This window comes from Bacteroides sedimenti (assembly GCF_040365225.1).
In the GTDB taxonomy this organism is placed as follows: domain Bacteria; phylum Bacteroidota; class Bacteroidia; order Bacteroidales; family Bacteroidaceae; genus Bacteroides; species Bacteroides sedimenti.
Genome location: NZ_AP028055.1, coordinates 1,045,863 through 1,061,297, shown reverse-complemented (window position 1 = coordinate 1,061,297; position 15,435 = coordinate 1,045,863). Strand labels below are relative to the sequence as shown.

General features: G+C 41.3%; 9 protein-coding genes. 1 reads left to right on the top strand and 8 read right to left on the bottom strand.

Features of this window, described 5'->3' with window-relative positions:
- The first annotated feature begins 549 nt into the window (after positions 1-549).
- Entirely contained in the window at positions 550-2,589 is a 2,040-nt protein-coding gene (locus ABWU87_RS04175; RefSeq protein WP_353333553.1) for a leucine-rich repeat protein, read from the top strand.
- 414 nt (positions 2,590-3,003) lie between these two features.
- On the opposite strand, the gene ABWU87_RS04170 is transcribed toward ABWU87_RS04175, so the two are convergent.
- The 8 genes from ABWU87_RS04170 to ABWU87_RS04135 form a co-directional block, all read right to left on the bottom strand.
- Positions 3,004-3,129 (bottom strand): hypothetical protein, encoded by a 126-nt coding sequence (locus ABWU87_RS04170; protein ID WP_353333552.1) that lies wholly within the window; start codon positions 3,127-3,129, stop codon positions 3,004-3,006.
- A 328-nt stretch (positions 3,130-3,457) separates the two neighbouring features.
- The gene (locus tag ABWU87_RS04165) at positions 3,458-3,616 is read right to left on the bottom strand and encodes a leucine-rich repeat protein (RefSeq protein ID WP_353334414.1); all 159 of its coding nucleotides are present in this window, start codon (positions 3,614-3,616) and stop codon (positions 3,458-3,460) included.
- A 15-nt stretch (positions 3,617-3,631) separates the two neighbouring features.
- Positions 3,632-5,716, bottom strand: coding sequence for a leucine-rich repeat domain-containing protein (locus ABWU87_RS04160; RefSeq protein WP_353333551.1), 2,085 nt, complete (start codon positions 5,714-5,716; stop codon positions 3,632-3,634).
- Positions 5,717-5,920: 204 nt separating this feature from the next.
- On the bottom strand, positions 5,921-7,636 hold the full coding sequence (locus ABWU87_RS04155; RefSeq protein ID WP_353333549.1) for a M56 family metallopeptidase: 1,716 nt from the start codon (positions 7,634-7,636) through the stop codon (positions 5,921-5,923).
- 22 nt (positions 7,637-7,658) lie between these two features.
- A complete protein-coding gene (locus tag ABWU87_RS04150) occupies positions 7,659-8,021 on the bottom strand; it encodes a BlaI/MecI/CopY family transcriptional regulator (RefSeq protein WP_353333547.1) in 363 nt (120 codons plus the stop codon).
- A 194-nt stretch (positions 8,022-8,215) separates the two neighbouring features.
- Entirely contained in the window at positions 8,216-9,670 is a 1,455-nt protein-coding gene (locus ABWU87_RS04145) for an AbgT family transporter (RefSeq protein ID WP_353333545.1), read from the bottom strand.
- A complete protein-coding gene (locus ABWU87_RS04140) occupies positions 9,660-10,388 on the bottom strand; it encodes a DUF5932 domain-containing protein (RefSeq protein WP_353333543.1) in 729 nt (242 codons plus the stop codon). The genes ABWU87_RS04145 and ABWU87_RS04140 overlap by 11 nt, the downstream gene beginning before the upstream one ends.
- A 221-nt stretch (positions 10,389-10,609) precedes the next feature.
- Positions 10,610-15,178, bottom strand: coding sequence for a DUF5113 domain-containing protein (locus ABWU87_RS04135; protein ID WP_353333541.1), 4,569 nt, complete (start codon positions 15,176-15,178; stop codon positions 10,610-10,612).
- Between the last annotated feature and the right edge of the window lie 257 nt (positions 15,179-15,435).

The window sequence follows — 15,435 nt, the reverse complement described above, 5'->3', positions numbered from 1 at the left end:
TCAATTAACGAACTCTTTATTATATCATCTGTTATACTTTTGGCTTAATCCCTATGTTCAGACAGATTGAGAGTTATAATATTAATCACCTGATAAACAGCATATAAAGCAGTGTAAAATCATAACTCTTGTCCATCTCAATTCTGAATTACAAGATTTCTTGATGCTATAAATGATGCACCGATAAACCACAGTCAAGAAATCTTAAATATCCATCCTTAAATCTTCATTATTAGTGAGAATCATACACCCATATCTCATAGGATACTCTTTATAAGATATGGGCAGAACAACTGAACCGGCCTGATTCTTATTCTGCAATTTTAAATATATTAAACATCAATCTAGCAGGATATGAATGCTAAAGAGAAATCAGCTATTGCAGCGTAAATCACCATCACCCTATTATAACTATTGTATAAAGTGTCTTATGTATTAGTATCAATACAGAATCTCTATTCATTATATGTTCGAATAGAACCAGTATTAACGAATAATCAACTCAGGATTTCAACTATTGGACTCATAACATTTTAATATATAAATAGTATGAAAAAGAGATACTTAATTGCAATTTTGGCATTAATGGTATATATCATACCAATATATGCTAGTGTAAGCAAAACTGTTAATGTAGCAACATCAGGTACATTAAGCTCACTGCTAACTTCTACTGAACTGACTACGGTAACCAAATTAACGGTAACCGGACAAATTGACCAGAGAGACTTTGTAACAATGGCTAAAGCCAGCATGCCTGCTTTAGACAGCCTTGATATCAGCGGTACTATTGTTAATAAATACAGCTATTACGAGGCAAATACAATTCCATCTCAAGCATTTTACGGTTGCACTGGCTTAAAAAGCATCTTGCTTCCCAGCCAACTTCAGGTTATTGATACCTATGCATTTTATAATTGTACAGGATTAAAAAACGTTGTATTTCCAAGTACATTGACAACTATTAATACTCAGGCTTTTTACAATTGTACAGGTCTTGCATCGGTTGCATTGCCGGCTTCACTGAATTTAATCGGACAATCGGCTTTTCAAGGCTGTAAGGGATTAACAGGAATTACATTTCCTTCCTCAATGAATACAATTGAATCAAATGCCTTTTACGGTTGTACGGGACTAAAAACTGCTGATTTTTCAGCTAGTTCCATCAACACAATAGAATCAGGAGCATTTAACGGATGTACAGCATTGAAGAACATCTCTTTCCCAGATGCACTCAACACATTGGGACAATCCGCTTTTCAAGGGTGCACCGGCTTGACTAGTGTAGTATTCAAGGACAACCTTACCTCTATTGAACCATACGTTTTCTATGGATGCACAAGCTTAAGCAGTGCTGATCTTCCTAATAACTTGACTAACATAGGTACGTATGCATTTTATAATTGCACAAGCTTGAAGACAATGGATCTTGCATCGACATTAACCAATATTGGAGATGGAGCGTTCTACGGTTGTACAGGTCTGACCGCTATTACCTTTCCTGATGCGGTAAACATTATAGGTACATATGCTTTTTATGGTTGCACAGGATTGAAAACTTTGGCATTGCCGAGCTCACTAACCACTATTGGTGGATCGGCCTTTTATGGTTGCAGCGGGGTAACAAGCGTTACTTTTCCTGATGGATTGAATACAATTGGCGACCAAGCATTCAGAGGTTGCACAGGATTGAAAACGGTCGCCCTGCCAAATACTGTTAACACCTTAGGACAAACAACCTTTTATGGCTGTACCGGATTGACAACTGTTAATCTTCCGGACGAATTAACAAAACTAGAGTCTAGTGTATTTAACGGATGCAGCAGTTTGAAAACAATCGACCTGCCATCTACCCTTACAACCATTGAAGCTAATGCCTTTAGTAATTGTATTAGTTTGCCAAGCACAACAATTACCCTGCCCGAAGGGCTTACAACTTTAGGAACATATGCCTTCTCCGGCTGTATCAGCTTGACAAATATGCCGCTTCCTGAATCCCTCACCACATTGCAATCAAGTGTATTTTATGGCTGTAGCGGTTTAACAAGCGTAAAGCTATCAGAATCTCTGATTTCAATTGGCGATTATGCATTCTATAATTGCACCTCACTGAATAAAGTCAGTCTGCCTGCTTCACTTATGATTATTAATTCGGGAGCTTTCTATAATTGTACCGGATTAACTGAAATTAGGACTTATAAGGAAACTCCTCAGACAATTGAATCCAGTGTTTTCCAAAACGTAAGCCGGTCAGCTTGCAAGCTGGTTGTTCCTATTGGTTCAATCCCAACTTATCAAGCAGCTGAAGTATGGAAAACATTCCTGAATATTGGCGATCCTACAGCAATTCCGCCTTCAGAAATCATTTCTCATGCAAAAGTATGGAGTACTGGAGGTTCTGTTTATGTGACCAGCGATTTACCTATGGATAAGGTGGAAGTTTACTCAGTACTTGGAACTATCCTCAATAAGCAGGTTGCAGAAAGATATGCCTGCCAGATGAGTATGAATAATGAAAAGGTAGTTATTGTACGTGTAACCTACATGGATGGAACATCCGAAGTTATAAAGGTGGTTAACGACCTATAATCGGTTTGACAGTGAAGCGATGAAAGGTGATCTATACAGGTGAAAGAGTATTTCCTCTTTCCCTTAATCGGAAGAGATAGATGCACCAACAATGGTCTTCTATTCCGAAAGGATTATAGATTGTAACTGCCAAAATTAGAGGGAGCCATTCCCAACCCACTAAACAGGTTGAGAATGGCTCTTTTAATGCTTTATTATTTTTTTTGTCTTTACCTATTGCTTCAAGTTCTCATAGCATTGATTTGAAAAAGTAGCATAAGTCACGCAAGTTACGCGCCTTCGCTTTAACACATTTATAATCAGGACGATATAGGCGCGTGACTTCCTGCGTGACTTTTTCAATCTCACGCGCTAAGGGTAAGCGCCTTAGCGATATCATATTGGTTAGTATATATCTCATCTTTACTTTCAACTTTAAAAAAATGAAGATGTAAGAGCCTGATCTTCATCCAGGTCTACCCACTCCCTCCACCCGGATGTACAGATACTCTCCATCCGGGTGTACAGGCAGCGTACACCCGGGTGGAGCAGTAAAAACATGATATTAAATCATAAACTTTAAAGCATTCATATCTTCAAGTGTTACTCTGATAATTATTCAGCAGCATCTTCGTGGTGGTGCTTGTCGCTCAAGATCGAACATTTACATAATATAATTATATTTAATTACATATATTCAAAATAAAGCCTTTTTTAAATGCTATATTAGCATTATCGTGAATAAATATATATACATATAATCAAAAGCAGCACTGCGCGACTTATCGGAAGTCACGCAGAAGTCACGCACCTGTATATATTTAGTTTACAGCAATTTACATACTTTCTGCGCGACTTGCGTGACTTGCGTTACTTTTTGAAATTAAATTTATGGAGAAATGATGCACATCTCGTTCAGACTATAACATCCGTCAAATTCATGATCACCAAGATAAAGCACCTTATCAGGGATGATTATCGACGTCAGCCCTATAAAATTCATAAATGTGAATGCCCCGATATATGTAACAGTATTAGGGATGTCGATATTAGTTAATCCGTATTACTCTTCAATAATATTTCCAAATCCCCAATTGTCGGCACTATTATAAAAAATCCGGCTTCCTTTAGGAACATACAACTTACAAAGAGCTTTATCCATCCCGTTAAAAGAGGACGTATAGGCACGTGGAGGAGCTATGGATGAGCAATGCAGTTCTTTTAATCCGATACAGTTAGAAAAAGCTTCTTCTCCAATAAAGGTTACATAAGAAGGAATTGTATAAATAGCCGACTTTGCTTTGGGGTAAGCATACAGGTACTTTTTGTCTTTTGTGAACAGCACTCCATTTTCGGAACAATAAGCTGCATTGCCTGAGGAAACTATAAATTCTTTCAGGTCTCTGCACCCCGAAAACGCATCCGGGTAGATGGAATTAACTCCACTGCCAATGTTTACCGTAGTCAGCCCCGTACTATTAGCAAATGACTTGCAACCAATTGTAGTGACACTGTTGGGGATATCAACGGAAGTTAATCCCGTGCAGCCATAAAACGATTGGGTCCCTATCAGTCTAACGCTGACAGGCATTGTTATTGAATTCAACTTTATACAGCCCGAAAAGGCTTTGTCGGCAATAAATCTTACTCCTTCGGGGATTGTGTAAGAAGCTGAGCGGGCATTGGGATAAGCAAACAGCTGAGTCTTCTCCTTGTTGAATAAAACCCCATCCACAACCGTGTACTTCGGATTCCCTCCAGAAACGATGAACTCTTTTAATCCCGTGCAACCGGTGAAGGCGTCATTCATTATCCAAGTCAGGCTATCACCTATTGTGATGGATCTCACTCCGGTGCAACCTTCAAAAGCATTCCCAATGACAGAAGTTACATTGTCTGGGATAGATAATGACATAAGTGATGTACAATTGGCAAAAGTCCCGGCTCTGATGCATCTTACACTATCAGGAATAACAATGGAAGTCAGTGCGCTGCAATCGGAAAAGGCATTCCCGCCAATATAGCTGATGCGATTAGGTAATGCAACGGATGTTAATGAGGAGCAGTGGTAAAAAGCCTGACTGCCAATGGACTTCACACTTGCCGGAATAGAAATGGAAATCAAGCTGGTGCAACCTAAAAAGGCATTGCTCCCAATTGCATTCATCCCCTCTCCTACAGTCACCTGCCTAATGCTCTTTTTAAAGAACGCGAAAGGAGAGCACTCGCGGTCGTTGTTAGACAATACCCTTCCAACATACACCTTCTCCAACGGACTCTCGGGAAAAATAAAATCAATAACCGTGCCGTATTTAAGTGAGTAATCCCCCATCAAAAGCTGATTATTTCCATCTTCTATAATCATCTCTTTCAGGGAAGCACAATCCTTAAAGGCATTTGTGCCTATCGAAGCCACATTGCCGGGAATAGTGACAGAAACGAGGCCTTTGCAACCAGCAAATGCATTAGCGGCAACAGAGACAACACTCGCGGGAATCTTATAAGACGACTCTGATGCCAGACAAGCTATCAGCTGGGTCTTGCTCTTATTAAACAGCACGCCGTCCTGACTGGAAAACTTCCTATTCTTGTCCGATGCAATTAAACTTTTCATGTTTAAGCATCCGCTAAAAGGCTCTATTCCAAATGAGTTTAGATTATCAGGGATGGTGACGGAAGTCAAACTAATACAACCGCTGAACATATAATCGCCTATCCAGTTGTCCCCTTTTGTCTGATAGTATTCTTCCCTGAAATACTTATTGCCATTTTCACAAATCACCTTACTGCCGTGAATCAGATAAGAGCTTCCAACCATAATCTCTGCTTTTGAAAGATCGAGCACTGCAAGCTTGCCTTCCGTTATTGAATCTTCATAGGCATAAACTGTTTCATACGAATACTCCTTGAGGGGTTTCAAAGCCCGAGCGACACCAGCCATGTCACGAATGAAATCAATATCCAATCCATTCAGCTTACCGGATACCGTGAGATGGGATATCTTATATTTTTCCGAAGCGGGAATCTGAGACGATAACGTCCCCGGAGTTTCTATCCTGACTGTATAAGTCACATCTTGAGCCTGCAGTCCCCAACTTTGTACTGCAAACAATACAAGCAACATGCATCTGATTGTGTTTGTTTTCATGGTAAATTGATTATTATTTAGACAATGATTATATTTTAAAAGGGCAATGAATTGTCGATACATACAAAAAGCACGCATACACTATTCAAGCAAGTCTGCTTTTAACTCTAACCGGTTAAAAGAAACTCTAAAAAATGATGGATATTCCTGATTGTGGTTTGTCACATAACACAATCAGGATGAGACTTCAATGTTTTTCAGGGATTATTGAAGTTTGAACGTTATTGGAAGCACATATTTCACGGGAACATTTACGCCATTTTGTTTTCCCGGAATCCATTTAGGCAGACTGTTTACCACCCGAAGCGCTTCTGCATCGCAAAAGGGGTCGAGTGAACGAAGGATTTTTGCATTCTTCACTTCGCCGGTTTCGGAAATCGTAACTTCTGTATAGACCTTTCCTTGCACTCCATTTTGGTGAGAAGAAGAGGGATACTTAATATTATCGAATATATACCTCATTAAAGCAGTCTCTCCTCCAGGAAATTGAGGCATTTGTTCTACTGCTGTATAGACGTTAGAGGAAGAGCCTTCGCCGGTTGCATTTTTATTGTTCGTTTCACCATTCTCCATTCCGGAGCCAAAGTCACCCTCAACACCTTGAGTTGCGCTTTTGTCGCTATTAAGCCGGAAACTGATTGGAATCACATAATATACATTCACCACTTTCCCGTTTTGTTTCCCCGGCTCCCATCTAGGCATTCCCATTATCACACGTATGGCTTCGGCATCGCAGTCTTTATCTAACGACCTCATAATTCGGGCATTGCTTATTTCTCCGGTTTTTGTAACAACAAAACGAACATACACTTTGCCTTCCACCCCTTTCAACTTCGATTCTGTCGGATATTTCAAATTTCTACTTATATAGCTTAACAGAGCAATTTCACCTCCAGGATATCGTGGCATACTTTCTACTGCCGTGTAAACTTCGGTGTCGCCATCCCTCTCTTGGTCTGAGCTGTCTCCCGCTTCAGCATCCGCATTGTTACTTGTTTCCGTAGTCAATGGAGATATAATCTCTTCAGCAAATTTTCCGGTTATCCGGGCTACCGCTTCAATATTGCTGAACAGCATCAGCAAGGCAGCGAGCGGAAAAAACATCACATATTTTGTTTTAGCAATGCCCTTCGTCCTTCTTTTGTTCATCATGACGATTCTGTTCTTCAAAGGCAATATATTGAATGAATTGCATAAATGAGCCGATGCTTTCTGACTGGCCAATCCCAATAAATGATACTGGTAACTCTTGGTGTCGTGAATGGAGAGTACGACCCGATTATCTGCCATATATTCAAGATTGTTGCGGATTTCCCGCTTAATGAGCCAGGCAAATGGATTAACCCAGCAAAAGATATTGAACAGTTCGCTTAAAACCACATCGGCCGAGTGCCACTGACAGGTATGCGTCTCTTCATGAATCAGGATTTCCCGGAATTCATTTTCGGTATGCAGTTCCGGAGAGATAAATATCCAATGAAAAAAGGAGAATGGCGCAGCCGATTTTTCAGGGATCCGTATGGTAATTCCATTGATTACCACTTTTCTGGAACGTCTGGCAATAATACAGATGCTAACCAACTGAACAAGGAAACGCAGAATTAGGGCACCAATACCCAACCAGTAGAGTATCGGACAAATATTGCCGGTCAGTTGCTCCCAGAGAGTACTCTGTTGAGGAGTGACTTCGGGCAGCATATTTGCCGCATAGATGGTTACAATCTCTTTCATTGGTTCCTGTTCTTTTACCCAATCCTGAATATTCAACAATGGATAAAGAAACGAGATACCCATAAAGGCCAGCAGAGCATATCTGCGCCAGTGAAAGAAAGTATCGCGATAAAAAAACAACCGATAAAAGGCATAGAACAAGGCAATGCCAATATTTATCTTGAGAAAATAAACAAACTCGGGTGCCATAGTATTCTGCGTTTAAAGAAAGTTACTCTTTTCCTTTTTCAATCATATTGATGATATCCTTCAATTCTTCTGCCGAAATTTTATCTTCTTTAGCAAAGAACGAAACCATCTCTTTATAGGAGTTTTCAAAGTAATTGCGCACCACTCCACTCATAAATGTGCGTTTATACTCGCTTTCCTTGACTACAGGAGTATACTCGTACGTGTTTCCATATCGTTTAGAGGAGAGATACTTTTTCCTTTCGAGATTCTTTATCACGGATGCCACAGTGGTATAAGGCGGATGTGGCTCCGGAAACTTTGCAACAACATCTTTTACAAAACAGGGACCAATCTCCCAGATGTAAATCATTACTTCTTCTTCCTGAGGTGTTAACTTTTCCATAACATTAATTAATTACGATCGTATCGCAAATCTACGATTTTATCGTAATAAACAAATAGTTATATATTTAAATAATGTTAAGTCAACAATAATTGGGCATTATTCAAAGAAATTATTCGTGGTGATAGTTAAATAAATGTTGCATTATATAACATCTACACAACTATAATTTGCAGATTTTCAATACAAAAGCATTAAACCCCCAGAGGAATTCTTAGCAAATACCAGAAAATAAAAAAGATTGTCCATGCGATCAGAATAAAGAAGGAATATCTCCAGGTATATTTAAGCAGGGTGCCATAGCTTGCCTGTTTATCATACTGCTGCATGTAGGTAAGTATCAGTGGCATGTAGAAAAGAAACGGGGTAATGGCGTTTGTCGCGCTATCACCAATACGGAAAGCGCATTGGGTTAAATCGGGACTGATGCCCATAGCCGAGAACATCGGCACAAAGATAAAGGCCATGAAAGACCATTTTGCCGTTGCCGAAACCATAATCAGGTTGATTACCGCAGTAAACGCAATGAATAGAAGCAAGGTTACAAAGCTGTTGGTATGTACCGATGCGAGCATATTCGCTCCCATTATGGCCAGACATTTATCGAGATGCGAATATTCAAAGCAGGCAAACATCTGTGATGCAAAAAAGGCGATAACAAAATAGAGCCCCAAAAGCTGCATGGGATGCGATAGCCCGCTAATCACATCCGAATCCTTGCGATAACGTCCCGAAGCAAAGCCATAAATAGCCCCCATCAGTCCTATTCCGAAAGAGATAATAAAGAGTACTCCAAAGATAAACGGAGAACGGGCAAGGCTTCCGGTAACTCCCCTCAAAATACCCCAAGGCGAAAAGGTGGCAAATATAATGAGTAAGGAATAAAGCAAGCCGCTTCCCAAGGCAATAAACAACCCTCGGCGTTCTTTACGCGTAAGCGACTTATAGCTGCCATAGGGTACGCTACCTGTGTATTCGCCCAATGCAGGCAGAAGGCTCTTTCGGGTAATAAGATAAATAACCGCGGTAATAACAAAGGTCGATGCAAACATGAAATAGTAATTGCAAAGCGGCCCTACATTTCCCCTGTAAGAAATCATTGTGGCTGCAGCTTCCTGTGTACTACGGGCAAGAAGCGGATCAAGCGTACTTAGAAAAAGGTTGGCGCTGAAGCCGCAGGCCACAGAGACATAGGCCGTTACAATTCCAGCCACCGGATGCAGCGAAACGGAACGGAAAAGAGTGGCAGCGATGGGAATCAGAATGATGTAACCTGCATCGCCTACTATGTTAGAAATGATGCCAAGAAAAATAACCAGCAAAATAACTGCATCCTTACTGGGGTGCTTCCTCAGGCTTTGACGGATGCAGGCATTTATAAAGCCGGAATGTTCTGCTACGCCCACGCCAAACATAGCCACCATTACCATGCCCAACGGGGCAAATCCGGTAAAGTTGGTTATTACATGCCGCAGCAGCCAGCGAATTCCTTCAGGACTTAACAGGCTCTGTGTACGTATGGCTTCACCCGTTTGAGGATGGATTACACGGATTCCATAGATATCAAATATCCACGAAAGCATGATGACTGCTCCGGTGAGGAGCAAAAACATCGTAGCCGGGTGGGGCATTCGCAATTTATTCTTCATCTGCCTCCAGATTATCCAGGTCAATGACACGAAGTTCGAGTGCACGTACCACAAGTCGGGTGGCATTCACCCCTACCCGTTCTCCCTGGGCAAACAAACGATTAACCAAATCATTCTGCCGTTTTTCGAGAGATTTCACTCCAAATGGCATCCCTTTGAGATTGGCAATCATATCTTTGGTGTATCCCAGTGCCAGGTGGCGCAGGAACCGTTCGTCGTATTCGTCAATATCATAATCAATCACAGCTTCTTGGCGCAATGCATCATTGGAGACCGACTTCTTGAAGCGATCTACAATCTTTTCGAGGATGGGATAGTTGAATACCAGTTTTTTACCATCCATCACTGCCTGCACATCCGTCTTGGTAAGCAGCTCTCCTGTTTTCAGGATAATGCCATCGGCCCCGGCGTTCAGCACATCCACCCAAAGCTTTTCGTTGAGCACCTCACCGGTAAAGATAAGCACCCTCACCTCCTTGTATTTTTTACGAATGTTCTTGCAGATATCCACCCCGATAGTAGTTGAACCACCCAAGCCCAAATCGAGCAAAACCAAATCGGGCAGCTGCACCTCCATCAACGGCCAGAACTCTTTCTCGGTCATAGCCGTGCCAATAACCTCGGCATTGGGGATTTCGTGACGGAAAATCTCTTCGGTACCCTTCAACTCCAGTTTCACGTCCTCTACAATGATTACTTTAAACTTCTTCTCTTCCATTGTTTTTCTATACTATATTTTAATTTTTTATCTATATATCTAAGCCATTTATTCGCCTTGTTTCCTTCTATCAACCTACACCTTATTATAAATATGTCTACACCTTACATTGTTAAGTTCTACACATTATCAAAATATGGTGTACGCCTTTTGTTCATTCATTGCCCAATAAACCCCTTAACATTCGCCTGAGATTTACTAAGCTCCACCGTAGACCACCCTTATCGCCCTCTCCTTCTTGGAATGGTAAAGTAGACGGTGAATCCACCTTCCGGGGAAGGTTCGGCATTAATGCGGCAGCCGCGCTGACCGGCAAACTCATCGTGATCGCGTATTATCTGCTTGCATATAAGATATTCGGTTCCCTTCAGTATTCCCTCTTCCGATGCCGTCATGCGTGCCAGGTCGGGATAGAACAACTGATTCAGTTCTTCCACTGTTTTCTCCCTTCTTCTGTCGGTAAACAGGAAGCGTACATATTCCCCGTCAGCTTTTGTTTCCAAATGTAACTCACCATCTTCGGCCACTGTAAGAGCTTCATCCAGCAGATTCTCGAGCAGGAACCTGAGTTGAATCACATCCCCTGTTATTTTCAGTCCGCATGTCTGCGTCTGGAGTGATATCTTGTTTTGCGATCGTCGTGTCATTTTGCGGAAATATTTCTGCGAATATTCCAGTAATTCGTCCACCTCTACCGTTCCTCTTCGGAAGGTTACTTCCTCCAGCTGCCGTCCGGCACAAGAACTCAAGATGGTGAAAACAGACTTATAGTAATCAACAAGCTCAACAATCGTTTCAATGTTATCTTTCTCTTCATCCGGAGATAGTTTCTGTTTAGCCAGTTTATCAATGATGTTCTTAATGCGGCTGGGGTAATAGATAGTTTCGTGCTTGATGGTAGAGAGACAGTTGTCGAGCACCATATTCTGCACGTGAAGTAGACTGTCTTCCCACGAAGCCCGGTGGGTCTCTTCTTCGGCAGACTCGATATCTCTGTACTTTACAGCCAGCTTAACCACTGCATTGAATACAACAATGGCAACATAATTGGTTATCAACTCTATCAACAGACGGTCGTTTTCGCGCTCACTGCCCTCCTGCCTCAAAAAAGCAATAACACCTACACAACGATGAGTCTCTCCCACCTCCACCATCAGCGGAAGCGACTGCACATATATGTCATACTGACCGCCACCATACGTTGTAAGCGCATTCAGTTTTCCCTCAGTATATTCCTGTGTATCAAAACAACGCTGCATCACCTCCTTGAGCGTTTCGTGTTCGCCGGCTTCGCCTTCAGTGCTCTGGTGCCAATCGTTTTGATGTGGATTATAGGCAAATTCCAGCTGATGAGTGTCTTCGTTGAGCACACCAATGCTCAGCATATCAATATTAAGGAGCTCATTGATGCCATCAAAGCAATTATTAACTATGTGATGAGGGATATCTTTGAGAGAGAGCGTGGAAGCCAGCACCTGCTTGTTTATTTCGAGCACCTGTTCCAAGTTCCATCTGTTTATCAGCCGCTTACGGATATAGAGAAGGTAGTAGCCCGTGAAAAAGATGATCAGCACGATGATTCCCAGAATAAAAGCCACCACCTTGTTGTTGGTAGACCGTTCCAGATTCTGGCAATACTCTTCGAGAGAGTAGTCCTCACTCACCAGTTTATAAAGCCGTGTGTAAGCAGTGTTGTTGTACTGATAGTTGTCCAGCTGTTTGAGCGCCAAAAACGCCACGGCTGCCTCATTGCGGATGTCGAGCATTACATAATAATCGGTATCGAACATGTTGTTCCACCAATGTATTTCGGCCGATGTTCCCTGTCCTTTCAGAGACATATAATAGCGTGGAGAACGGGCAAACTTGGCATAATGACGATTCAGTCGGTTAATGGCCGAATCGGCGTACTGCAAAGCCAGAGGGTAATTCTCGATTACGTTGCAATAGTAGGCAGTATCGGCAAAGAGTGAGGCCTCGTTCAGCAGTTTGTTGTATTCGCCTTTTTTTTGTTCCGATACCGACTCTTTTGAATATGTGCCTTTTGCAATCGGTTTCTTTAATCGGCCACAAGAGCCTAGTCCGAATGATAAAACCAGAATAAGAAGAACGCTCAGCGTTTTACGCACTCCGGTTGGCAAACGGAAGTAGAAACGGCTTCCATTCCCCGGCACGCTCTCGATATTAAATGTACAAACCTTGAAAAGCTCGTTTGTTTTGCGATACTTTTCAATAATCCCTTTACAGTTCATCAGCCCGAACCCGCTGCCTTTATTCTTCCAGATCTCTTCCTTGTCTAAAGAATCCATCCCAATCTGTCTGGAATCGTAGACTTTCTCGCCCAGAATCCGTGCAACATCCTCGGGCGAAATTCCTCTTCCCGTATCAGAAACAGAAATCTCCACGTAATTATCCTCAGTCTTTGCTTCAACCTGGATGGTTCCTCCCTCCGGTGTATATTTTCGCGCATTTTCTGTCAGGGTGTTTATCATGAACAAAGTCAGGGCCTTATCCGCTTTCACTGTCAGGTTGGTGGGTTCAATACGGAATGTCTGTTGCTTCATTTCAAAAGTCTTCCGTCCCTTGGCCAGAACTTTGAAAAGTTCATTCAACTCAAAATTCTCAATATTCAGATTCAATGAGCCCTGTTTCATCTTTATCCAGAGAGCTAGAATGTCGTTGTACTCATTGATTTTGGTTACCAACTCATCAATGTACTGATACTTTTCGTACTTAATGGTCTCATTCTGCATAAAACCTTTAGACGTGAGCTTGTGCACTTCGTTAATAATACGGTCCATGTAGGGAGTAATTCCGTAAACAATCCCCATACAAGCTTTCTTAATGAGGTTCTGCCGCTTGTTCTCGGCAATATGTTGTTCGTAAACGTAGCGTTGCTTCTCCAACCTCATTCGCTCATCGCCTAAAGAGATGAATGTCAGCCCATTGCCCAAGGTCCAGGCAATATAGGGAGCAATTAAATTCATCAACGTTTTTTCCTCCTTAGTCATCTTGCGAGTGGTATAAAGCTCGATGACTCCCACGGGATGCTCATTTTCCGGTAAGTAAAGATTAAACAATGATTTTATCAGGTTTTCTTCAATAATCTCATGCTCAACAGATTCCGACTCTTCATCTTCCATAACTTCATCTTCAACAGATGGATAGATGAAATCGTTTGTCTCTTTATCGAATATGCCGATTCTGAGGGAATATGCCTGGAAAAGTTGTTTCAAATCAGTCTGAATGGCTGCTCCTACCGCCAGCACTATTTCGTCAATGGTCTCTACATCAACAGGTATTGAGGCCGTGATGCGCTGGCACACTTCGAGCGTAGCTTTCAGCCTGTTGGTATATCGACGGTTTCTCTCCTTTGAGCGTGAGTTTAGTGTCCAGAAAAGGATAAAAAGCAATAGTATTCCTGAAAGCACAAACAAAGATAGCAGATTCAACTGACTATCTTCTTTCTCCAGTTCTTTTGAACGGCTCTCCAACTCTTTGTCCTGACGGGTATAATCCAGAATATCCAGATAGATGTTCCGGTTATAGTTTGAAGGAACTTTCATGCCAAGTCCGGCATAAGACACGCTTAACTGCTCTCGGATTCGGGCAATCCATTCCGGAACTGTTTTAATTTCATCTTTGGCAATCCAACCAAGTTCCGTGTATATTGTATCCTGTTCCGAGAAAGGCTTCAGCTTTTCAACGCTTTTTCTACCTTTTTCATAATAGAGTGTGTGATGAAGATTCACGCAATCTAGTGCTTTACTCAGCGAATCAAGCGCCTGCTGATAAGAACCATGCGTATTATAGTATCTACCGATAGAGACATATACTCCTGCAATCTGGTAGATATCATTGTATTTCTTAAACTTTTGAAGAGAAGTCTGCGCCAGCTTTAAGGTAAACACGGAGTCGGAAGGTGTAACTTCCTTCTCCTGAAAATGATAAAAATCGTTCAATGTTTCAATTGCCCGAGGGCGTTCGTTGCAAATCTGAGTAAAGATGCTCTTGTTATTAAAAAGAGTAAAGAATCCCTGAAGCGCATTCGCCTCGAAATAGATAAACTTGTTGTTGCGGCTCATGGTCCAGCATTTAAACAACTCATCAAACTCGTTGATGTTTCTTTGTTCCACATTACTCTTCTCAAACAGTTCGGCTGAACCTTTGATGTAATAGTAGTATAATGTCTGAGCCGTATCTCCTTCAAGGTCGGTGTTTTGTATCTGATTAATGGACTGAATTGCCTCGGGTTCCTGTTGCAAGTAGTAATAATATATAGAAGATACAATGAAGAACTCAGAACGGGCATAGTTTAATCTTCGTTTATCATGAGGATCAACAAAGACCGACTGGTCTTCGTCTATTCGCTTCATCCGGCGTACCGCGCTGTTACGGCAATCATAATATTCTTTGTTCATGGAGGTTCGCTGGTATATCTTCATCATCCCGATATCGGCAATAACCAGTTCCAACTCGTTTTGAGTAGATTTATATACCTCTTTGAAATACCTCTCAGCAGCATCGAAATCCATCCTCATGAATTCACAGAAACCCAGATTATTGCAGGCTTCAGCTTTCCCCTGGCTATATTTATCAGCTTTTTGATATGCCAGCAAAGCTTCCTTATATGATAAGTCGAGTTTTTTATACCGTAAATCGTACGAACGTCGATTAAGAGAATCAAGCAACCGAACCTCCTGCGCAGAAGGCGTCCGGGTGCACGACAAAAATGATGAAAGCGTAAGAATAACGCTAGTCTGGATAAATATATTTAGAAGTTTATTCATTAACTATCTATATTTCTACAAATATATAAAATTGATTTTAACAGCTAAACTTAACAGATTATAAAATGTTATTATTTAATATAGCTATTTTTTTCTACTAAAAAATTATAAATCATAAGAAGGGATTATAAAGTGTAAATTTGAATAAAAAACTTCTTCCATAGAATTGATTTTTTGATTAACTTCGCGCCCCCAAAGAAATAACACCTTTCAATCTGATTCGATACTTTGAATTCCACAATGCTGAATAAAATTTA

What these genes read in the sequence shown, in the direction of transcription:
- ABWU87_RS04175 (WP_353333553.1), top strand. Translation starts at nt 550, where the DNA reads ATGAAAAAGAGATACTTAATTGCAATTTTGGCATTAATGGTATATATC.
- ABWU87_RS04155 (WP_353333549.1), bottom strand. Translation starts at nt 7,636, where the DNA reads ATGGCACCCGAGTTTGTTTATTTTCTCAAGATAAATATTGGCATTGCC.
- ABWU87_RS04170 (WP_353333552.1), bottom strand. Translation starts at nt 3,129, where the DNA reads ATGTTTTTACTGCTCCACCCGGGTGTACGCTGCCTGTACACCCGGATG.
- ABWU87_RS04145 (WP_353333545.1), bottom strand. Translation starts at nt 9,670, where the DNA reads ATGAAGAATAAATTGCGAATGCCCCACCCGGCTACGATGTTTTTGCTC.
- ABWU87_RS04160 (WP_353333551.1), bottom strand. Translation starts at nt 5,716, where the DNA reads ATGAAAACAAACACAATCAGATGCATGTTGCTTGTATTGTTTGCAGTA.
- ABWU87_RS04135 (WP_353333541.1), bottom strand. Translation starts at nt 15,178, where the DNA reads ATGAATAAACTTCTAAATATATTTATCCAGACTAGCGTTATTCTTACG.
- ABWU87_RS04140 (WP_353333543.1), bottom strand. Translation starts at nt 10,388, where the DNA reads ATGGAAGAGAAGAAGTTTAAAGTAATCATTGTAGAGGACGTGAAACTG.
- ABWU87_RS04150 (WP_353333547.1), bottom strand. Translation starts at nt 8,021, where the DNA reads ATGGAAAAGTTAACACCTCAGGAAGAAGAAGTAATGATTTACATCTGG.